The organism is Reyranella sp., assembly GCF_965229815.1.
In the GTDB taxonomy this organism is placed as follows: Bacteria; Pseudomonadota; Alphaproteobacteria; order Reyranellales; family Reyranellaceae; genus Reyranella.
Genome location: NZ_CBDDJN010000008.1, coordinates 517,727 through 537,656 on the forward strand (window position 1 = coordinate 517,727; position 19,930 = coordinate 537,656).

At 70.6% G+C, this 19,930-nt stretch carries 16 protein-coding genes and 1 pseudogene; all 17 read left to right on the plus strand.

What is annotated here, in order from left to right:
- The first annotated feature begins 215 nt into the window (after positions 1-215).
- The 17 genes and pseudogenes from ACO073_RS29965 to ACO073_RS30045 all read left to right on the plus strand — a co-directional run bounded on the left by ACO073_RS29965 (position 216) and on the right by ACO073_RS30045 (position 19,928).
- Positions 216-695: a division/cell wall cluster transcriptional repressor MraZ gene (locus ACO073_RS29965; RefSeq protein WP_422003056.1), complete on the plus strand. Its 480-nt coding sequence runs from the start codon at positions 216-218 to the stop codon at positions 693-695.
- Positions 692-1,633: pseudogene (gene rsmH, locus ACO073_RS29970) on the plus strand (16S rRNA (cytosine(1402)-N(4))-methyltransferase RsmH); the annotation flags it as partial. The gene ACO073_RS29965 and the pseudogene rsmH, both read left to right, overlap by 4 nt.
- Before the next feature lie 14 nt (positions 1,634-1,647).
- Complete coding sequence (gene ftsL / locus ACO073_RS29975) at positions 1,648-2,199, plus strand: cell division protein FtsL (RefSeq protein ID WP_422003058.1); 552 nt, start codon at positions 1,648-1,650, stop codon at positions 2,197-2,199.
- Complete coding sequence (locus ACO073_RS29980; protein WP_422003060.1) at positions 2,196-4,067, plus strand: peptidoglycan D,D-transpeptidase FtsI family protein; 1,872 nt, start codon at positions 2,196-2,198, stop codon at positions 4,065-4,067. Before ftsL ends, ACO073_RS29980 begins: the two co-directional genes overlap by 4 nt.
- Positions 4,054-5,541, plus strand: a complete 1,488-nt coding sequence (locus tag ACO073_RS29985; RefSeq protein WP_422003062.1) for a UDP-N-acetylmuramoyl-L-alanyl-D-glutamate--2,6-diaminopimelate ligase — start codon at positions 4,054-4,056, stop codon at positions 5,539-5,541. The genes ACO073_RS29980 and ACO073_RS29985 overlap by 14 nt, the downstream gene beginning before the upstream one ends.
- Complete coding sequence (locus ACO073_RS29990; protein WP_422003064.1) at positions 5,538-6,941, plus strand: UDP-N-acetylmuramoyl-tripeptide--D-alanyl-D-alanine ligase; 1,404 nt, start codon at positions 5,538-5,540, stop codon at positions 6,939-6,941. Before ACO073_RS29985 ends, ACO073_RS29990 begins: the two co-directional genes overlap by 4 nt.
- A complete protein-coding gene (gene mraY, locus ACO073_RS29995; RefSeq protein ID WP_422003066.1) occupies positions 6,942-8,030 on the plus strand; it encodes a phospho-N-acetylmuramoyl-pentapeptide-transferase in 1,089 nt (362 codons plus the stop codon). It begins immediately after the preceding gene.
- A 4-nt stretch (positions 8,031-8,034) separates the two neighbouring features.
- Positions 8,035-9,429, plus strand: coding sequence for a UDP-N-acetylmuramoyl-L-alanine--D-glutamate ligase (murD, locus tag ACO073_RS30000; RefSeq protein WP_422003068.1), 1,395 nt, complete (start codon positions 8,035-8,037; stop codon positions 9,427-9,429).
- Entirely contained in the window at positions 9,426-10,553 is a 1,128-nt protein-coding gene (locus tag ACO073_RS30005) for an FtsW/RodA/SpoVE family cell cycle protein (protein ID WP_422003070.1), read from the plus strand. Before murD ends, ACO073_RS30005 begins: the two co-directional genes overlap by 4 nt.
- Positions 10,553-11,653 carry an undecaprenyldiphospho-muramoylpentapeptide beta-N-acetylglucosaminyltransferase gene (gene murG / locus ACO073_RS30010; RefSeq protein ID WP_422003072.1) on the plus strand — a complete coding sequence of 367 codons (1,101 nt, stop codon included), beginning with the start codon at positions 10,553-10,555 and terminating at the stop codon, positions 11,651-11,653. Before ACO073_RS30005 ends, murG begins: the two co-directional genes overlap by 1 nt.
- Positions 11,650-13,131 (plus strand): UDP-N-acetylmuramate--L-alanine ligase, encoded by a 1,482-nt coding sequence (murC, locus tag ACO073_RS30015; protein WP_422003074.1) that lies wholly within the window; start codon positions 11,650-11,652, stop codon positions 13,129-13,131. The genes murG and murC overlap by 4 nt, the downstream gene beginning before the upstream one ends.
- On the plus strand, positions 13,128-14,042 hold the full coding sequence (murB, locus tag ACO073_RS30020) for a UDP-N-acetylmuramate dehydrogenase (RefSeq protein WP_422003076.1): 915 nt from the start codon (positions 13,128-13,130) through the stop codon (positions 14,040-14,042). The genes murC and murB overlap by 4 nt, the downstream gene beginning before the upstream one ends.
- Positions 14,039-14,971, plus strand: a complete 933-nt coding sequence (locus tag ACO073_RS30025; RefSeq protein WP_422003078.1) for a D-alanine--D-alanine ligase — start codon at positions 14,039-14,041, stop codon at positions 14,969-14,971. Before murB ends, ACO073_RS30025 begins: the two co-directional genes overlap by 4 nt.
- Positions 14,968-15,831 carry a cell division protein FtsQ/DivIB gene (locus ACO073_RS30030; RefSeq protein WP_422003080.1) on the plus strand — a complete coding sequence of 288 codons (864 nt, stop codon included), beginning with the start codon at positions 14,968-14,970 and terminating at the stop codon, positions 15,829-15,831. Before ACO073_RS30025 ends, ACO073_RS30030 begins: the two co-directional genes overlap by 4 nt.
- 46 nt (positions 15,832-15,877) lie before the next feature.
- Complete coding sequence (ftsA, locus tag ACO073_RS30035; protein WP_422003082.1) at positions 15,878-17,113, plus strand: cell division protein FtsA; 1,236 nt, start codon at positions 15,878-15,880, stop codon at positions 17,111-17,113.
- A gap of 140 nt (positions 17,114-17,253) precedes the next feature.
- Positions 17,254-18,993 carry a cell division protein FtsZ gene (gene ftsZ / locus ACO073_RS30040; RefSeq protein WP_422003083.1) on the plus strand — a complete coding sequence of 580 codons (1,740 nt, stop codon included), beginning with the start codon at positions 17,254-17,256 and terminating at the stop codon, positions 18,991-18,993.
- A 107-nt stretch (positions 18,994-19,100) separates the two neighbouring features.
- Complete coding sequence (locus tag ACO073_RS30045; RefSeq protein ID WP_422003085.1) at positions 19,101-19,928, plus strand: outer membrane protein assembly factor BamD; 828 nt, start codon at positions 19,101-19,103, stop codon at positions 19,926-19,928.
- Positions 19,929-19,930: the final 2 nt, after the last annotated feature.

Consider the following 19,930-nt stretch of genomic DNA (forward strand, 5'->3'; position numbering starts at 1 on the left):
CCGCTTCCAATCGGTACTGGGAACGGCATCCAATCAATTTCTTGCGGCTCCAAATGGACAAAGGACCATAGATATGGTGCCTAAGCGCTTACGATTCCTTGTGGAATCTTGCTCATAAACATTGCTTCCCGGAAATTCCCATGCTATCCCACAACATCCCGTAGAACAGGCTCGGCGTGGGGCGCGAGCCGCGGGGGTGCAGGGGGACTGGGCCGGTGGCTTTTCGGTCCGAAATCCTGATCAAGCTCGACAAGAAGGGACGGGTCCTGTTGCCCGCCGCCTTTCGCGACGAACTGCCTGCCGACGATCGGGGTGCCTTCGTGCTGTATCACTCGCCCAACCTGGCCGGTGTCGTGAACGGGAACTCCCGGGCGGGTTTCGACGCCATGCTGGACCGCCTGCGGGCCGAGGCGCTCGGCCCCAAGGGTGCCCTCAAGGTCGCGCTCGACGACGAAGCCTTCGATCCGGCGGGCTATCTCTCGGCCTCGGCGCGGACCATCGCGATGGAACCCGATGGCCGCTTCTCGCTGCCGGCAGAGTTCGCCCAGACGCTCGAGGTCGGTGACGGCGTGATGCTGGTCGGCAAGGGCGACAAGTTCCAGATGTGGAATCCGGCGCGCTGGCAGGCGCGGCGCGAGGCCGATCGCAACAAGATGGCCGACTTCGTGCGCGCGCTGGGCGGAGGCGACGCATGAGCGAGCGCCCCGTCTCCCCGCGGCACGTTCCGGTCCTGCTGAACGAGGTCGTCGACGCCCTGCAGCCGCGCGACGGCGGGCGCTATGTCGACGGCACCTTCGGCGCCGGCGGCTACACCGCGGCGCTGCTCGATCGCGCCGACTGCCGGGTGATCGCCATCGATCGCGATCCCGATGCCATCGAAGCCGGCCGCGGGCTCGCCGAGCGCTATGCGCCGCGCCTGCGCCTGATCGAGGGGCGGTTCGGCGACATGACCGACCTGCTGTCGGCCGAGGGCGTCGAGGACGTCGACGGCGTCGCGCTCGACCTCGGCGTGTCGTCGATGCAGTTCGACCAGGGAAGCCGCGGCTTCTCCTTCCGCGCTTCCGGCCCGCTCGACATGCGCATGGAGCGGCGCGGCCGTTCGGCCGCCGATCTCGTGAACGATGCCGACGAGGCCGAGCTGGCCGACATCATCTGGCGCTACGGCGAGGAACGGCGCAGCCGCCGCGTCGCGCGCGCCATCGTCGAGGCCCGCCGGGCCAAGCCCATCGAGACCACGGGCGAGCTGGCGGAGATCGTGCGCCGCGCAGTCGGGCCGCAGGGCAGGGACGAGAGCGATCCGGCGACGCGCACCTTCCAGGCGCTGCGCATCGCCGTGAACGACGAGCTGGGCGAGCTCGAGCGCGGCCTCGTCGCCGCCGAGCAGGTCCTGGCCCCGGGCGGTCGCCTGGCGGTCGTGTCCTTCCATTCGCTGGAGGATCGCGCGGTCAAGGAATTCGTCCGCGCCCGCTCCGGTCGCACGCCCTCGCCGTCGCGCCACGCCCCGCCCGCCGAACGGCCGGTCGCCTCGCTGCGCGACCTCACGCGCAAGCCGGTGCTGCCCTCGGCCGCCGAGATCGCCGCCAACCCGCGGTCGCGCTCGGCCCGCCTGCGCGTCGCCGAGAAGCGTCCCGCCGACGGGGGCCGCGCATGATCCATCGTGGCCTCCTGTTCTGGTCGGTCGTCGCGGTCGCCACCGCTATCGGCCTGTTCACCGTCAAGTACCGGGTGCAGGATCTCGAGGAGAAGATCGACCGCACCAACCAGAAGATCATCGAGAGCCAGCAGGCGACCCACATGCTGCGCATCGAATGGGCTCACCTCAACGAGGCCGAGCGCATCGAGAAGCTGGCGATCAAGCACCTCAAGCTCGAGCCGGCAACGATCAAGCAGGTCGTCCGCCTCGATTCCCTCAAGACAGATTCACAGCCCCCGCGTCGCGATCCACCACTCCCTTCCCCCCCACGAACGGGCAACGACGTCCCCTCGTCGACTTTGCCCGGTGGTGGACGCGTCGCAGCGGAGGCCGGCAGCCCCTCGCCGGCCTCCGCACCCCATCCCGGGCGTTCCACCGGACCCTCGACGCCCCCTCGACCGGCCAAGATACAAGAGCCGGCAGCAACGGGTCCGGTAGGCGACGGCCAGACCGCCGCAGCCTCCATCGACGAAATCCTCTCGCGACATGAAGGGGAGACTCGATGAGGCTGTGGCGAAAGTCTGCCTCGCCCGACCCGGCCGCCGCGAAGAACGCGGCGGCCGGCGCGCGTTACGGATCGGCGCAGGAGCGCGAGCGGCTCAAGGGCGATGCCCAGGAGACGGCGCGCCAGCGGCTGGTCGTGGCCTCCGGCCTCTTCGTCGTCGCCTTCGTCGCGATCGGCCTGCGCATGAGCTACGTGTCGCTGCTGCGGGACGGCGACGAGCCGACGCAGCGGATGGCCGCCCGCGGCGGCACGGTCCAGTCGGAGCGTGCCGACATCGTCGATCGCAACGGCATCGTGCTGGCGACCTCGGTTCCGGTGATGTCGGCCTTCGTCAATCCGCGGCTGCTCATCGATCCGCCCGATGCCGCGCGCAAGATCGTGACGGCGCTGCCCGACCTCAAGCTCGAGGACGTGCTGAGCAAGCTGGAGGAGGACAAGACCTTCGTCTGGATCAAGCGCGGCCTGAGCCCGCGCGAGCACGACCGCGTCAACCGCCTGGGGATCCCGGGGCTGGAGTTCCAGTCCGAGGAGCGGCGCATCTACCCGCAGGGTACGGCGGCGGCGCATATCCTGGGCTACGCCAGCGTCGACAATTCCGGCCTCGCCGGCGTCGAGCGCTTCTTCGACCAGCAGCTGCACAGCGGCGAGACGGTGCAGCTCGCCATCGATCTTCGCCTGCAGCGCCTGGTCGAGCGCGAGATCGCGCGTGTCGTCCAGAAATTCTCGGCCATCGGCGCGACGGCGATCGTCATGGACGCGACCAACGCCGAGGTCCTCGCAATGGCATCGCTGCCGACCTACGACCCCAACAGCGCCAAGACCATCACCAACGACGCGCTGTTCAACCGCGCCACGCTCGGCGTCTACGAGCAGGGATCGACCTTCAAGATCTTCAACACCGCGATGGCGCTCGACACCGGCCGGGTGACGCTGAACAGCGTCTTCGACGCGACCTCGCCGATCAGGATCGACCGGTTCACGATCAACGACGACCATCCGCAGCGCCGGCCGCTCACCGTGCCGGAGCTGTTCAAGTTCTCGTCCAACATCGCCTCGGCCAAGATGGCGGTCGAGATGGGCACCGAGACCCAGCGCGCCTTCTTCGAGAAGATCGGGTTCCTGAAGCCACTCAGCACGCAGCTCAACGAGCTGGCCGCGCCGCTCTATCCGCGGCACTGGATGAAGATCAACACCATGACCATCGCCTTCGGTCATGGCATCTCGGTGACGCCGCTGCATCTCGCGACCGGCGCGGCGGCCGTGGTCAACGGCGGCATCCTCCACTCGCCGAGCCTGGTCAAGCGCGGCGCCGGCGGCGATGTCGGACGCCGCGTCATCCAGGCCAAGACCTCGATCATGATGCGCCAGCTGCTGCGGCTGAACGTGGTCGAGGGAACGGGCAAGAACGCCGAGCTGCCGGGCTACGAGCTGGGCGGCAAGACCGGCACGGCCGAGAAGCCGACTCGCGGCGGCTACCGTCAAAAAGCCCTGATCAGCTCCTTCGTTGGCGCCTTCCCGATGAGGGACCCGAAGTTCGTGATCCTGGTGTCCATCGACGAGCCCAAGGGCATTCCCGAGACCTACGGCTACGCCACGGCCGGCTGGGTGGCCGCTCCCTCGGTCAAGGTCATCTCCGAGGGCATCGCGACGCTCTACGGCATCCTGCCCGGAGACCTGAAGGAAGGCCTGCCGCCCATCGAGATCGCTTCCACGCCGGTGCCCGCGCCCGTGCAGTCGCCGCACTACGTGCCGGCCAGCGCCCGCCATCGCGGCGGGCACGAGCAGCGCCGGGCGTTGCCGGTGCGTCCCAGCCCCAACCAGGCCGCGGCCGCACCTCCAGGCGGAGTGCGTCGCGTTGCGTCTGAGTGACCTCATGCGGGAGAGCGCCGACACGGCCGCCAGTGTCCCCGTGTTGCCGCGCAATCCCTCCCTGTCCGGCCTGACCCTCGACTCCCGCCAGGCGAAGCCCGGCTACCTGTTCGCTGCCATGCCGGGCCATCGCCAGGACGGGGCTGCCTTCGTCGCCGACGCGGTTTCCCGCGGCGCCGTGGCCATCCTCGCCGCGCCCGACGCCGCGCTGCCGCCGCTCGATCCCGGCATCGTCGTCGTGCGCGACGCCAATCCGCGTCGCCGCGTTGCGCTGATGGCGGCGGCGTTCGCCGGCCTGCAGCCCGCCACCATCGCCGCCGTGACCGGCACCAACGGCAAGTCCTCGACGGTGCATTTCGTGCGCCACCTCTGGACGGCGCTGGGCTTCCGGGCGGCAAGCGTCGGCACGCTCGGCATCTTCTCTCCCGGCCTTTCGCGCGAGGCCGGCCTCACCACGCCCGATCCGGTGCGGCTCCACGCCGATCTCGCGACGCTGGCACGCGAGGGCGTCACGCATCTCGCCATCGAGGCGTCGAGCCACGGTCTCGACCAGCACCGGCTGGACGGGCTGCGTCTGTCGGCGGCGGCCTTCACGAACCTGACGCACGAGCATCTCGACTATCACCCGTCCATGGACGCGTACTTCGCCGCCAAGGCGCGGCTGTTCGCGGGGCTCCTGCCGGAGGGCGGGACGGCGGTGGTCAATGCCGACAGCGACCGTGCCGCGGCGCTGGCCGCGATCGCCGCCCGCCGCGGCCAGCACTTCTGGACCTACGGTCGCGCCGGCCGCGAGCTGCGGCTGCTCGACAGCCGTCCCGCGCCGGGCGGCCAGCATCTCGCGATCGAAGTGCTGGGCACGCGCCACGAGGTTCTGCTGCCGCTGGTCGGCGACTTCCAGGCCGCCAATGCGCTGGCCGCGCTCGGCGTGGTCCTGGCCACGGGCGGCGCGCCGGCCGGCTCCGTCGCGGCGCTCGAGAGCCTGACCGGCGCGGCGGGACGGCTGCAGCTCGTCGCCCGCCATCGCACCGGCGCGGCGGTCTATGTCGACTATGCCCACAAGCCCGAGGCGCTCGAGACGGTGCTCGCGACGCTGCGGCCCTTCGCCCGCGGGCGCCTGGTCGTGGTGTTCGGCTGCGGCGGCGACCGCGACCGCGGCAAGCGGCCGGTGATGGGCGAGATCGCCACGCGCCTCGCCGACCTGGTCCTGGTGACCGACGACAACCCGCGCAGCGAGGAGCCGGCGGCGATCCGCGCGGAGATCGTGCGCGGCATCCCGGGCGACCGCCGCAACTGGGCCGAGGTAAGCGACGGCCGCCATGCCGCCATCGAGCAGGGCATGGCAGCGCTGCGCGGCGCCGAGGACCTCCTGCTGATCGCCGGCAAGGGCCACGAGACGGGGCAGACGATCAAGGGCGTGACCCATCCGTTCGACGACGCGGCGGTGGCGCGCGAGTTCGCGGAGCCGGTGGCGTGAGCGCGCTCTGGACCTCCGATGAGGTGTCCCGGGCGCTCGGTGCCACGGTGACCGCGTCCTTCGATGCCACCGGCGTCACCTTCGACAGCCGCGCGGTCGGCAAGGGCGATCTCTTCTTCGCGCTCGCGGGCGAGACGACGGACGGCCACGCCTTCGTGGCGGATGCGCTCCGGCGCGGCGCCGCGGCGGCGATCGTCTCGCGCGACGTCGAAGCTGCCGGCGGCACGCTGATCCGCGTCCCCGACACGATGAAGGCCCTGGTCGATCTCGGCCGTGCCGCCCGCCGGCGCAGCCCGGCCCGGATCGCCAGCGTCACCGGTTCGGTCGGCAAGACCAGCACCAAGGATGCTCTGCGGGCCATGCTCTCCCACCAGGCGGAGACCTCGGCCAGCGCGGCGTCCTACAACAATCATGTCGGCGTGCCGATCAGCCTCGCCCGGCTGCCGCGCACGGCGCGCTTCGGCGTGTTCGAGATCGGGATGAACCATCCCGGCGAGATCGAGCCGCTCGCCCGGCAGGTCTCGGCGCATGTCGGCGTCGTGACCAATGTGGGGCCGGTCCATATCGGCCACATGGGATCGGAGGAAGCGATCGCCGACGAAAAGGCCTGCCTGTTCGCCGGCATGGCCAAAGGCGCAGTGGCCGTGCTCAATCGCGACAGTCGCCATTTCGAGCGGATGGCCGGTCATGCCCGGCGCTTCGGCGTTTCCCGGGTCGTCGCCTTCGGCCGCGACGCGGCCGCCGACGCCCGGCTTGTCGCGTGTGACCTGCAGAATTCGGGCAGCGATGTTGTCGCGTTGATCCATGGTCGGCGGATCGAGTATCGGCTGGGCGCGGCGGGCGAGCACTGGGTGCTGAACAGCATCGCGGCGCTGGCGGTCGTCGAGGCGCTGGGGGCGGACGTGGCGCGGGCGGCGGAGACGCTGGCCGGCGTCTCGGCCTCGCCGGGTCGCGGCGCGCGGCGGATCCTGGCCTTCGGCGGCGGCACGGTCGAGCTGCTCGACGAGAGCTACAATGCCAACCCGGTGTCGGTCGGCGCCATGCTCGCCGTGCTGGCGCGCACCGAGCCCGGCGCCGGCGGCCGCCGGATGCTGGCGCTCGGCGACATGCGCGAGCTGGGCGAGGGCGCCGATGCCTATCACGCCGGGCTCGCGGAGGCGGTGGCGCGGAGCGGCGCCGCGCAGGTCTTCCTGTGCGGGCCGCACATGGAGGCGCTGTGGCGGCGGCTGGCGCCGGAGCAGCGCGGCGTGCACCGGCCGGATTCGGCGGCGCTGGCCGGCGACGTCGCGGGAGCGCTGAAGGCGGGAGACGTGATCGCGGTGAAGGGTTCGCTGGGTTCAAGAATGAAGATCGTCGTCGATGCCATCCTGGCAGCGAGCGACGGCGGGGCGGGACGCTAGATGTTCTACAACTTCCTCTATCCGCTGGCCGACCTGTTCACGCCGTTGAACCTGTTCCGCTACCTGACGTTCCGGTCGATCGCGGCCTTCCTCACGGCGCTCGTCCTCAGCTTCCTGATCGGCGGTCCCCTGATCCGCTGGCTGCGCAGCAAGCAGCGGCAGGGCCAGCCGATCCGCGACGACGGTCCGGCGACCCATCTGACCAAGAAGGGCACGCCGACCATGGGCGGCCTGCTCATCCTGATCACGCTCACGGTGGCGACCCTGCTGTGGGCCGACCTCACCAACCGCTACGTCTGGGTGGTTCTCGGCGTCACCCTGGCGTTCGGCGCGGTCGGCCTGTGGGACGACTTCCTCAAGGTCACCAAGCGCAATCCCAAGGGCGTGTCGGGCAAGACCAAGCTCGCCTTCTCGATCGCCGTCTCGGCGGTCGCCGCCTGGCTGATCGCCGACATCTCGCCACCCCAGCTGCGCTACATGCTCGCCCTGCCGTTCCTCAAGGACGTGCTGGTGCCGCTCGGAATCGTGGGTTTCGTCGCCTTCGGCGTGCTGGTCATCGTCGGCGCCTCCAACGCCGTCAACCTCACCGACGGTCTCGACGGTCTCGCCATCGGTCCGGTGATCATGGCTTCGGCCGTGTTCGGCCTGATTGCCTACGTGGTCGGCAACAGCATCCTCACCAACTACCTCTACCTCCATCACATCCCACGCTCGGGCGAGCTGGCGGTCCTCCTGTCGGCGCTGGTCGGCGCCGGGCTGGGCTTCCTCTGGTTCAACGCACCGCCCGCCATGGTCTTCATGGGCGATACCGGCTCGCTGGCGATCGGCGGCGCGCTGGGCGCGGTGGCCGTGGTCACCAAGCACGAGATCGTCCTGGCGATCGTCGGCGGACTGTTCGTCCTCGAGACCGTGTCGGTCATAGTCCAGGTCCTGTCCTTCAAGTGGACCGGCCGCCGCGTCTTCCGCATGGCGCCGCTGCACCACCATTTCGAGCAGAAGGGCTGGGCCGAGCCGACCATCGTGTTCCGCTTCTGGATCATCGCCGCCATCCTGGCGATGGCCGGCCTCGCCACGCTGAAGCTGAGGTGAGGGGATGATCGATCTCGGCATCCTGAAGGGTTCGTCGTTCGTCGTGCTGGGGCTCGCGCGCTCCGGCCTGGCGACGATGCGCGCCCTGCAGGCGGCCGGCATCGACTGCATCGCCTGGGACGACAGCGAGGCCTCGCGCGCCGCCGCGGCCGCTTCCGGCCTGCCGGTCGCCGATCCGTCGGCCGTCGACTGGTCGCGCATCACCGCGCTGGTCATCAGCCCCGGCATCCCGAGCACCTTCCCCGAACCGCACCCGGTAGCCGCCGCCGCGCGGGCTGCCGGGCGGCCCATCATCTGCGATGTCGAGCTGCTGGCCCGTGCCCAGGCCGGGGCGCGCTTCGTCGCCATCACCGGCACCAACGGCAAGTCGACCACGACGGCGCTGATCGGCCACATCCTCGCCGCGGCCGGCCTGCGCTGCGAGGTCGGCGGCAACATCGGCCGGGGCGCCCTCGACCTCGCGCCGCTGAGCGGAGGCGGCCTCTACGTCCTCGAACTGTCGTCCTACCAGCTCGAGCTGCTGGAGACCTTCCGCGCCCATGTCGCGATCTGGCTCAACATCACGCCCGACCATATCGACCGTCACGGCGATCTCACGGGCTATGTCGCGGCCAAGCGGAACATCTTCGCCCGCCAGGTGCCGGGCGACTGCGCCATCGTCGGCGTCGACGACGAGCCCTCGCGCGACACGTTCGAGCAGGTGGAGCGGCGGGCCGGCATCGCCGCCATCCCGGTGAAGCTCGAGACGCCCGTGGCGGGCGGCGTGTCGTATCGCGCCGGGCTGCTGGTCGACGCCGACGGCTATTCGGTCGACTTCTCCGACGTGCCGACCCTGCCGGGCGACCACAATGCCCAGAATGCGGCCTGCGCCTGGGCGGCCTGCCGCTGGCTGGACGTGCCGCGCGAGCTGATCGTGTCGGGCCTGCGCTCCTATCCCGGCCTGCCGCATCGACAGGAGCAGGTCGCCGCCGTCGGCACGGTGGTCTACGTCAACGACAGCAAGGCGACCAATGCCGACGCCACGGCGCGGGCGCTGTCGTCGTATCGCGACATCTACTGGATCCTGGGCGGCCAGGCGAAGGAGGGCGGCGTGGCGCCGCTCGCACCGTGGTTCGACCGCATCCGCCACGCCTTCCTGATCGGCGAGGCTACCGAGCTCTTCGCCGGCCAGCTCGCCGGCCGGATCTCCTTCAGCCGCTGCGGCGACCTGCAGTCGGCGCTCGACGCCGCCCATGCGCTCGCCCAGAGCGAGGCGGCGGGCGGCGGGTCCGCCGTGGTGCTGCTGTCGCCGGCCTGCGCCTCTTGGGACCAGTGGAAGAGCTACGAACACCGCGGCGATGCATTTCGCAGCATGGCGCGCGCTTTGCCCGGCGCGCAGATCTTGGGGAGGGCGGCGTGATTCAGGTTCCGCGCGACGACCGCAGCGTCATCGGCCAATGGTGGTGGACGGTCGACCGTTGGTCGCTGGGCGCCATCCTGGCGATCATGGCGTTCGGCGTGATGCTGACGCTCGCCGCCTCGCCACCGGCGGCGGAGCGCATCGGCGCCGACTCCTTCGTCTTCGCCAAGCGCCAGTTCGTCTTTCTCCCGATCGCCCTCATGGTCATGCTGGCGATCTCGCTGGCCTCGCCGCGCTACGTGCGGCGCCTGTCGCTGCTGGTCTTCTGCGGCAGCGTGCTGCTGCTGGCGGCGACCTTCGTCATCGGCATCGAGATCAAGGGCGCCCGGCGCTGGATCGCCGTGCCCGGCCTCTCGGGCCTGCAGCCGTCGGAATTCGTGAAGCCCAGCCTCGCCGTGATCTCGGCCTGGCTGCTGGCGCAGAGCCGCGCCGAACGCCGCGCGCCCGGCTATATCCTTTCGACGCTGCTGGTCGGCGGCGTGCTGGCGCTGCTGGTCCTGCAGCCCGATCTCGGCATGAGCGTCGTCGTCGCCCTGGTCTGGGCCGCGCAGCTCTTCGTCGTCGGCCTGCCGGTGTGGATCGCGGGCGTCGGCGCCATTGGCGGCGCGACCGCGCTGGTCGGGGCCTATTTCACCTTCAGCCACGTGCGCAGCCGCTTCGACCGCTTTCTCGATCCGACCTCCGGCGACAACTACCAGGTCAACACCTCGCTCGAGGCCTTCATGAACGGCGGCTCGTTCGGCCGCGGACCGGGTGAGGGCACGGTCAAGGCGCAGCTTCCGGACGCGCACACGGACTTCGTGATGGCCGTCGCCGGCGAGGAATTTGGCCTCATCGTCTGCCTGATGATCCTCGCCCTGTTCGCCTTCGTCACGCTGCGTTCGATGTCGCGCGCCTCGCGCGAGACCAGCCTGTTCATCACCCTGGCGGCCACCGGTCTTGCCGTGCAGTTCGGCCTGCAGGCCGCCATCAACATGGCTTCGACCATCCAGCTCATCCCGGCCAAGGGCATGACCCTGCCGTTCATCTCCTACGGCGGCTCGTCGGCGCTCGCGATGGCGATCTGCGTCGGCATGATGCTGTCGCTGACGCGCGAGCATGCCGGCCTGCGGGAGGCCGTGTGATGGAGGGAGCGCGCCCCGTGGTCCTGGCGACCGGCGGCACCGGAGGACACGTCTTCCCGGCCGAGGCGCTGGCCGGCGAGCTCGAGGCGCGCGGCGTTCCGTTCGCGCTGATCACCGATTCGCGCGGACGCCAGTGGCAGGGTGCGCTGGCCCGCCGGCCGATCCACTACATCCATTCCGCCAGCCCGAGCGGCTCGCTGCCGCGGCGCCTGCTGGCGATCCTGTCGCTCGGCCGCGGCCTGCTCGATGCCTGGCGGGCGCTGGGCCGCATCGGCCCCTCGGCGGTGGTCGGCTTCGGCGGCTACGCTTCGGTGCCGACCATGGTCGCCGCCCGCCTGCGCCGGTTGCCGTCGATGCTGCACGAGCAGAATGCGGTGCTGGGCCGGGCCAACCGCCTGGTGCTGGCCGGCGTCGCGCGGGTCGGGACCTCGTTCGATCGCACCCGCTTCCTGGCGGAGGGCGATCCGCGGGCCCGGCTGGTCGGCAATCCGGTGCGGGAAGCGGCGCGCAGCCTGCGCCAGCAGCCCTACCGGCCGCCGACCGAGGGACGGACGATCGACCTGGTCGTGTTCGGGGGCAGCCAGGGCGCGGCATCGTTCGGCAAGGTCGTGCCCGAGGCGCTGCTGTCGCTGCCGGCGTCGCTGCGCGGCCGCCTGCGCCTCGTCCAGCAGTGCCGGCCTGAGGATCTCGAAGCCGTGCGCCGTCGCTATGCGGAGGGCGGCATCCTGGCCGAGCTGGCGCCGTTCTTCGCCGACCTGCCGCAACGGCTGGCCGCCGCCCATCTGGTGATCGCCCGGGCCGGCGCCTCGACCGTGGCCGAGCTCGCCGCGATCGGCCGGCCGTCGGTCCTCGTTCCCTATCCCTATGCCGCCGACGATCATCAGACCGCCAACGCACGGGCCTTCGAGGCCTCGGGCGCCTGCATCGTGATCCCGCACGCCGAGTTCACGGCCGCCGCGCTGGCCGGCCATCTCGCGGCCCTTTTCGACCAGCCGCCGCGTCTCGCCGACATGGCCGCCGCCGCCCACGCCGCCGGCCGCCCCGACGCCGCGGCCCGCCTTGCCGACATGGTCGGCGAACTGACAGGAGTTGCTGCATGAGGGCGATGCCGCTTGATCTCGGACTGATCCATTTCGTCGGCATCGGCGGCATCGGCATGTCGGGCATCGCCGAGGTGCTGCACCATCTCGGCTACAAGGTGCAGGGCAGCGACATCGCCGAGAGCGCCAACACGCGCCGGCTGGCCGAGCTCGGCATCAAGGTCGCGATCGGCCATCGCGCCGACAACATCGCCAGCGCCCAGGTCGTCGTCGTGTCGAGCGCCGTGAAGAAGGACAATCCGGAAGTGCTGGCGGCGCGCTCGCGCCTGCTGCCGGTCGTTCGACGCGCCGAGATGCTGGGCGAGCTGATGCGCCTCAAATGGTCGGTCGCGGTCGGCGGCACGCACGGCAAGACCACGACGACCTCGCTGGTCGCCGCCATGCTCGACGCCGGCGGTCTCGATCCCACCGTCATCAACGGCGGCATCATCAACGCCTACGGCACCAACGCCCGGCTGGGCAACGGCGACTGGATGGTGGTCGAGTCCGACGAATCGGACGGCTCGTTCCTGCGCCTGCCGGCGGTCATCGCCGTCGTCACCAACGTCGATCCCGAGCATCTCGACCATTACGGCACGTTCGACGCGCTGCGCGACGCCTTCGTGCGCTTCGTCGAGAACATCCCGTTCTACGGCTTCGCCGTCCTGTGCAGCGACCATCCCGAGGTGCAGGCGCTGATCCCGCGCATCGCCGACCGGCGCATCATCACCTACGGGCTGGGCGCCGCCGCCGACGTGCGCGCCATCAACCTGCGGCTCGACCGCGGCGGCGCCGACTTCGACGTCATGATCGAGAACCGCGCCACCAACGAGGCGCGCACCATCGTCGACCTGCGCCTGCCGATGTTCGGCCAGCACAACGTCCAGAACGCGCTGGCCGCCGTCGCCGTGGCCCAGGAGATGGGCCTGTCGGACGACACGATCCGCCGCGCGCTCGCCACCTTCGCCGGCGTGAAGCGCCGCTTCACCAAGACCGGCGAGGCGCACGGCATCACCGTCATCGACGACTACGGCCACCATCCCGTGGAGATCGCCGCCGTGCTGCGCGCGGCGCGTCAGGCCTACGGCCGGTCGGGCCGGGTCATCGCCGTCATGCAGCCCCATCGCTACTCGCGCCTGGCGGCGCTCAAGAGCGAGTTCGCGACCTGCTTCGCCGACGCCGACGCCGTGCTGATCGCCGACGTCTATGCCGCCGGCGAAAGCCCGATCGAGGGCGTCAACCGCGACATGCTGGTGAACCTGGTGCGGCGCGCCGGCCATCGCGACGTGTCGGGGCTCGAGGGCCCGGGCGACCTGCCCGGACTGATCTGGCAGACGGCGCGGCCGGGCGACGTGGTCGTCTGCCTCGGCGCGGGCAACATCACCGCCTGGGCGCACGCCCTGCCGGGCCAGTTGCAGCAGCTCGCCGCCGAGCGTGCCGGGCCGCGCGCGATCGCCAACGACGACCCCGACGCCCAGGGAAGCGGATCGGCGGCATGATGGCGCTCAGCCCCAAGCCCCACCTGATCGACCGCCTGCCGCGGCCGCGCGGCCGGCTGACCGCCGACGCGCCGCTGGGCGCGCAGACCTGGTTCGCGACCGGCGGCCCGGCCGAGGTCCTGTTCCGGCCGGCCGACGTCGAGGACCTGGCGTCCTTCCTGCGGGCGCTGCCGCCGGACGTGCCGGTCACGGTGCTGGGCCTGGGCTCCAACGTCATCGTCCGCGACGGCGGCATCCGCGGCGTCGTCATCCGCCTGATGCGCGGCTTCACCGGGATCGCCGTGGAAGGCCACGAGGTGGTGGCGGGAGCCGGCGCGCCCGACCTCAACGTGGCGCTCACGGCGCGCGAGCACGCGCTGGCCGGGCTGGAGTTCCTGAGCGGCGTTCCGGGCACGATCGGCGGGGCCTTCCCGACCAACGCCGGCGCCTACGGCGGCGAGCTGGCGGACGTGCTGGTCTCGGCCGAGGCCGTCGACCGCTCCGGCCGCATCTTCGCCGTCCAGCCGGACGAGCTCGGCCTTTCCTATCGCCACAGCGATCTTCCGGCCGATTGGATCGTCACCTCGGCCCGACTGCGCGCGGCGCCGGGCGACCAGCTCGCGATCGCGCGGCGCATCGCCGAGATCGACCAGGCGCGCGCCGGCTCGCAGCCGCGCAGCCGCACCGGCGGCTCGACCTTCGCCAATCCGCCCGGCCTCAAGGCCTGGGAGCTGATCGATCGGGCCGGCTGCCGCGGTCTCGCGGTGGGCGGCGCCCAGGTCTCCGAGAAGCACACCAACTTCCTGATCAACACCGGCACCGCCACCGCGTCCGACCTCGAGGCGCTGGGCGAGGAGGTCCGCCGGCGCGTGTTCGACACCAGCGGCGTCACCCTCGACTGGGAGATACGGCGCCTGGGAGAAGCCCCGTGAAGCGCAAGGTGGCAGTGCTGATGGGTGGCTGGTCACCCGAGCGCGAGGTCTCGCTGGTCAGCGGCAAGGCCTGCGCCGAGGGGCTGCGCGAGGGCGGCCACGACGTCGTCGAATACGACGTGCAGCGCGACCTCCGGGCGCTGGTCGACTTCCTGCGGCCGTCGTCGGGCGGCGGACCGGACGTGGTCTTCAACGCCCTGCACGGCAAGTACGGCGAGGACGGCTGCATCCAGGGGGTGCTCGAGGTCCTGGCCGTGCCCTACACACATTCCGGCGTGCTCGCCTCCGCGATCGCGATGGACAAGCCGATGGCCCGCCACGTCTTCACCTCGCTCGGCCTGCGCGTCGCCCAAGGCCAGGTCATCGAGCGCCGGTCGCTGGCCTGGGGCGATCCCATGCCGCGGCCCTATGTCGTAAAGCCGATCGACCAGGGGTCGAGCGTCGGCGTCTTCATCGTGCGGGAGGGCGACAACCTCGCCGCCGTCGAGCTCGCGGAGGCGAAGTTCGGCGAGCGGGTGCTGGTCGAGAAGTTCGTGCCCGGACGCGAGCTCACCGTTGCCGTGATGGCCGACCGGCCGGTCGCCGTGACCGAGCTCAGGCCGCGCACCCGCTTCTACGACTACGAGGCCAAGTACACCGACGGCGTCACCGAGCATCTCGTGCCGGCGCCGATCCCCGAGGAAGTCTACGAGCTCGCCAAGGACTGGGCGCTGATGGCGCACGAGGCGCTGGGCTGCAGCGGCCTCACGCGGACCGACTTCCGCTGGGACGAATCGATGCCGGGCACGACCGGCCTGACGGTCCTCGAGCTCAACACCCAGCCCGGCATGACTCCCCTGTCGCTTGCGCCCGAGCAGGCGAAGTGGGCCGGCATCTCCTGGCCCGAGCTCATGACCTGGATGGTCGAGCATGCGAGGCAGCCGGCATGAGCGCCGCCCGCAAGCCCGCCGCGCCGCGCCGCGACTACGACCGGCGCAAGAAACGCACGAACCTGCGCAAGAGCGGCCGGCCGCTGTGGCGTCAGCCCCTGATGCTCGGCCTCGTCGTGCTGCTGCTGGGAAGCGGCAGCGGCGGCGGCTGGTGGGCCTGGCACGAAGGCTGGCTGACGACGGCGCGCAGCCGCCTCGACGCCATGACGCATGCCGTCCTCGGCGCCATTACGCCCTTCAAGCTGGCCGACGTCACGGTCGAGGGCCGCGAGTATGTCGAGCGCGACGCCATCCTGGCGGCACTCGACGTCAAGCCGGGCGATTCGCTGCTCGGCATCGACCTTCAGGCCTCGCGACACAAGCTCGAAGCCATCGACTGGGTGGCCTCCGCCGCGGTCGAGCGCCGCCTGCCCGACACGCTCTACGTCACCCTGGTCGAGCGCCGGGCGGTGGCGATCTGGCAGAACGGCAGCGAGTACACGCTGATCGACCGCGAGGGCCGGACCGTGCGCGCGAGCCGCATGCCGCCCGGCGCCGAGAGACTGCTGCTGCTGGGTGGGACCGGCGCGCCCGAGCATGTCGGCGAGCTCCTGCTGCTGCTGGCTTACGAGCCGACCGTGGTGCCCCAGCTTCGTTCCGCGGTCTGGGTCGGCCAGCGGCGATGGAACCTGATCCTGAACAACGGCATCGAGGTCTGGCTGCCCGAAGAGGACGCGGTCGCGGCGCTTCAGCACCTGGCCAAGCTCGACGGCCAGTACCGCCTGTTGTCGCGCGAGTTCGGCGTGGTGGACCTCCGCCTGCCGGACAAGCTCTATCTCAGGAAGCGCGGTCCGGGCGAACCTTCGCCCGGACCGGCGTGATTTCCAGCGTGCCAAGGGTGTAAAGCGTAGCGACGGGGGAGAGATCGTGGCGAAGACGAGAAACGGCGTGGTAGCGGCGCTCGATATCGGGACCAGCAAGGTCGTCTGCTTCGTGGCGCGGGTCGACGGCCAGGGCTTGCGGGTGGTCGGCATCGGCCACCAGCCGGCGCTGGGCATGCGGTCTGGCAACATCATCGACATGGAGGCCGCCACCCGGGCGATCTCCTCGGCCGTGTCGACGGCCGAGGAGATGTGCGGCGAGCATGTGCGGGAGGTCATCGTGGGCGTGAGCGGCGGCTCGGCCTCCTCGCACAACCAGAGCCTCGAGGTCGCGATCGGCCATCACGAGATCGGCGAGCGCGACGTCCGCCGGGTGCAGCAGCACATTCACCTGCCGGCCGAGACGGCCGACCGCGACATCATCCATTCGGAGGCGATCGGCTACACCGTCGACGGCACCCCGGTGCGCGACGCCCGCGGCATGTTCGGCGAGCGGCTGGGCGTCGAGGTGCACCTCGTGACGGCGGCGAGCGGCGCCATGCGCAACCTCCAGGTCTGCGTGCGCCGCGCGCATCTCGAGATCGCCGACCGCGTGGTGGCGGCGCACGCCGCCGGCCTCAGCTCCCTGGTCGCCGACGAGCGCGACCTCGGCGTCACGCTGATCGACATGGGCGGCGGCACGACGTCGATCGCGGTCTTCTACGAAGGCCATCTCGTGCACGTCGATTCGATCCCGGTCGGCGGCGAGCACGTGACGCGCGACATCGCGCGCGGCCTGTCGACGCCGCTCGCCCATGCCGAGCGGATGAAGACGCAGATCGGCCGCGCCGTCGCCAAGCCCAACGACGAGTACGACATCATCGACGTGCCGCTGATCGGCGAGGAGGACCGCACCCGGCCCAACCACATTCCGCGCTCGATCCTGGTCGGCATCATCCGGCCGCGCGTCGAGGAGACCTTCGAGCTGGTGCGCAGCCGCCTCGAGGCCAGTGGTGTGGATAAGTTGGCCGGCGGCCGCGCCGTCCTGGTCGGCGGCGGCTGCCAGCTCGACGGCGTGCCCGAGGTCGCGGCCGCCATCCTGAACAAGAAAGTCCGCACCGGCGCGCCGCTGCGCCTCGCCGGACTGGCGGATTCGACGGGCGGACCGGCCTTTTCGGCAGCGGCGGGCCTGCTGTCCTTCGCGCTCCAGAACCACGCGGCCGGTCAGCCGCAGCAGCCCACGGTCGAGCTTCCGTCGAGTCGAATCGGTCGGATTGGCAGTTGGATTAGGGAGAACTTTTAGGCAATATGTTGTGCGGGGAACGGCAATCCCCACAGGCTATTGATAAGAAGCAAGAAAAGCCGGTGGTAGTGAAGGGTTGATACAAAACAATCCACACCGCCCTCCGAGCAGATAACCCCTCGTTTGCGTGGAGATCCCGAATGACCATCAACCTCAGTCTCCCTCAGAAGGAGTCAGAGATTAAGCCGCGTATCACCGTCATCGGTGTCGGCGGCGCGGGCGGAAACGCCGTGAACAACATGATCAGCGCGGCCCTCGAAGGGGTCGAGTTCATCGTCGCCAACACCGACGCGCAGGCGCTCGGCCAGTCGCTCGCCGACCGGCGCGTCCAGCTCGGCATTACGATCACGCAGGGCCTCGGCGCCGGCGCGCGCCCCGAGGTCGGTCGCCAGGCGGCCGAAGAGGCGCTGCCCGAGATCCTTCAGCTGCTCGACGGCGCCAACATGGTGTTCGTCACCGCCGGCATGGGCGGCGGCACCGGCACCGGTGCGGCGCCGGTCATCGCTGCGGCGGCGCGCGAGCAGGGGATCCTCACCATCGGCGTCGTGACCAAGCCGTTCCACTTCGAGGGCCGGCGCCGCATGCAGTCGGCCGACCAGGGGATCACGGAGCTCGAGAAGGTCGTCGACACGCTGATCGTCATCCCCAACCAGAACCTGTTCAAGATCGCCAACGAGAAGACGACCTTCGCCGACGCCTTCAAGCTCGCCGACGACGTGCTGCACATGGGTGTGCGCGGCGTCACCGACCTGATGGTGATGCCCGGCCTCATCAACCTTGACTTCGCCGACATCCGCACGGTGATGGGCGAGATGGGCAAGGCGATGATGGGCACCGGCGAGGCCGAGGGCCAGGACCGCGCCCGCGTCGCCGCCGAGAGCGCGATCTCCAATCCGCTGCTGGAAGACCATTCGATGAAGGGGGCCAAGGGCGTCCTCATCAACATCACCGGCGGCCTCGACATGACCCTGCACGAGGTCGACGAGGCGGCCAACCGCATCCGCGAGGAGGTCGACACCGAGGCCAACATCATCTTCGGCTCGACCTTCGACGCCACGATGCAGGGCCGGATGCGGGTTTCCGTGGTCGCCACGGGCATCGCCGCCGCGGCCTCGCAGCAGCCCGCGCCGAACTACCTGTCGCTCGACATGAACCGGCCGGTCCAGACCGGCCAGCCGGCGCTCAGCCGCCCGGTCGCGCCGCCGGTCGGCCGCGTCTCCGTGCCGGTCGGCGTCGGTGCGGCGGAGCCCGCGCCGGTTGCCGCCAGCGTGCCGCCGGCTCCCGTGGCCCCTCCGATGGCGGCCCCGGCGCCCGTGCCGGTCGCACCGGTGGCCGTCGCGCCGCCGCCGGCCACCGTCGCGCCGCCGGCGCCCGTCGTCATGGAAGCGGCTCCGGTCGCGCCCATCGTCGCCCCGGCCCCCGTCGAGGCCTTCGATGTGCCGCCGATGGCCGCGCCGGCACCGGCTCCCGTGGCGGTCGCGCCGCCGGCTCCCGTGGCGGCGGCACCGGCTCCGGCGCCGCAGCGTCCGCTGGTCGACGAGCACGACTGGCGGGTGAGCCGTCCGGCCGCCAAGCCGGCGGTCCGCGCCACCGACCCCGTTGCGCGACCCGTTGCCGCGCGCTCGGCCGGCGAGAGCCGCGCGCCGAACCTGTTCCAGCGCATCACCGGCGCCTTCGCCGCGCCCAAGCCGGCGACGGCCAGCGAGCCGCCGGTCGCCCGCCCGGCGCCCGAGAACGTCGTTCCGGTGGCGCCCAAGCCCGTCCCGCGGCCGGCGCCGGCCCAGGCGTCGATCAATCTCGACGTCACCGAGCGCGCCAAGCCGGCGCGCGAGGACGACGACCTGCAGATCCCGGCGTTCCTGCGTCGCCAAGCGAACTGAGCGACATTCGAGCGCTCTCCACGCATCTTTCTGAGGGGCCCTTCGGCCCCTCTTTTTTTGGAGCCGCCGTGATATAAAACCGCGGCCGAAACAGTAGACGGATGGGCATGTCGAAGACGTTCTCCGCAGATCCTCGCAAGGCATTGGGTGGGCTCGTGCTCGCGGTGCTGATGCTGGCGCTCGCCGGCTGCGGGTCCTCCGACGACAACAGCAACTACGTCGAGCAGCCGGTCGACCAGCTCTACAACCGGGCGCTCGACGACCTTGGCGCGCAGGACTACAAGGCGGCCGCCAAGGGCTTCGAGGAAGTCGACCGCCAGCATCCCTATTCGGTCTGGGCCACCAAGGCGCAGATCATGGCGGCCTTCGCGTACTACCAATCGAACAAGTACGACGAGGCCATCATCGCGCTCGATCGCTTCATCCAGCTCCATCCCGGCCACAGGGACATCCCCTACGCCTACTATCTCAAGGCGCTGTGCTACTACGAGCAGATCTCCGACGTCGGCCGCGACCAGCGCATGACCCAGCAGGCGCTCGACGCCCTGGCGGAGGTCGTGAAGCGCTTTCCCGAATCGCCCTATGCCCGCGACGCGCGCCTCAAGGTCGAACTCGCCATCGACCATCTTGCCGGCAAGGAAATGTCGGTCGGTCGCTACTACCAGTCCAACGAGCAGTATGTCGGCGCGATCAACCGGTACCGCGTGGTGATCGAGCGCTACCAGACGACCACCCATGTGCCCGAGGCGCTCCACCGCCTGGTCGAATGCTACCTGTCCCTCGGGGTCAAGAGCGAGGCGCAGGAATCAGCGGCGGTGCTCGGCTACAACTTCCCGGGCAGCGAATGGTATCAGGACAGTTATTACCTGATGACCGGGGAAGGACCGGTGCCGCGCGACGAGCAGAAGAGCGGCTGGTTCTTCGGACTTTTCTGACG

Bases quoted from the DNA above. Each gene is read 5' to 3' on its own strand.
- ftsL (WP_422003058.1), top strand. From the start codon at position 1,648: ATGATCCATCGTGGCCTCCTGTTCTGGTCGGTCGTCGCGGTCGCCACC.
- ACO073_RS29980 (WP_422003060.1), top strand. From the start codon at position 2,196: ATGAGGCTGTGGCGAAAGTCTGCCTCGCCCGACCCGGCCGCCGCGAAG.
- mraY (WP_422003066.1), top strand. From the start codon at position 6,942: ATGTTCTACAACTTCCTCTATCCGCTGGCCGACCTGTTCACGCCGTTG.
- murD (WP_422003068.1), top strand. From the start codon at position 8,035: ATGATCGATCTCGGCATCCTGAAGGGTTCGTCGTTCGTCGTGCTGGGG.
- murG (WP_422003072.1), top strand. From the start codon at position 10,553: ATGGAGGGAGCGCGCCCCGTGGTCCTGGCGACCGGCGGCACCGGAGGA.
- murC (WP_422003074.1), top strand. From the start codon at position 11,650: ATGAGGGCGATGCCGCTTGATCTCGGACTGATCCATTTCGTCGGCATC.
- murB (WP_422003076.1), top strand. From the start codon at position 13,128: ATGATGGCGCTCAGCCCCAAGCCCCACCTGATCGACCGCCTGCCGCGG.
- ACO073_RS30030 (WP_422003080.1), top strand. From the start codon at position 14,968: ATGAGCGCCGCCCGCAAGCCCGCCGCGCCGCGCCGCGACTACGACCGG.
- ftsZ (WP_422003083.1), top strand. From the start codon at position 17,254: ATGACCATCAACCTCAGTCTCCCTCAGAAGGAGTCAGAGATTAAGCCG.
- ACO073_RS30045 (WP_422003085.1), top strand. From the start codon at position 19,101: ATGTCGAAGACGTTCTCCGCAGATCCTCGCAAGGCATTGGGTGGGCTC.